General features: G+C 43.3%; 1 pseudogene. It reads left to right on the top strand.

Annotated features, from left to right (window positions below):
• Nucleotides 1–630: pseudogene (gene tnpC / locus AC19MV_RS23030) on the top strand (IS66 family transposase); the annotation flags it as partial.
• Nucleotides 631–652: the final 22 nt, after the last annotated feature.

Genomic DNA, 652 nt, shown 5'->3' with positions numbered 1-652 from the left:
AATTATCTTGATGGATATCAAGGGTACTTACACGTGGATGGTTATCAGGCCTATGCCAAAACAGAGGCAACCTTAGTCGGCTGTTGGGCTCATGCTCGTCGTAAATTTATCGACGCGAAAAAGCTACAAGGTAAAAATAAAACCGGTAAAGCGGATGTGGTTTTGAGCCTTATCCAAAAACTGTACGCTGTTGAGTCACGCGTTAAAGATAAAAGTGTGGATGATAAATACACGACAAGACAACAAGCCAGTGTGCCTATACTGGGCAAGCTAAAAGCATGGCTTGAGCAGAACCAGCCCAATTTAGTGGGCAATACCAAACTGATTGAGGCGGCTAATTACCTGGCTAATCAATGGCACAAACTCATACGTTGTGTCGATGATGGCAGACTCAGCATCGATAACAATAGAGCTGAACGCGCAGTAAAACCGTTTGTGATAGGCCGAAAGAATTGGTAATTAAGCCAAACGGCTAACGGTGCACATGCAAGTGCAACGCTTTACAGTATTGTGGAAACCGCCAAAATAAATGGTTTAATCCCATTTGATTACATCATGGCTTGCCTTAATGAACTGTGTAAACCAGCACCGGATATCGACAACCTGTTACCATGGAATTTTAAACAATAGGTGTGGTTCGCTAGACGGTTAC

The organism is Shewanella sp. MF05913 (assembly GCF_059758095.1).
Note: the sequence above shows the minus strand (reverse complement) of the source record. Positions and strands in the feature narration are given on the sequence as shown.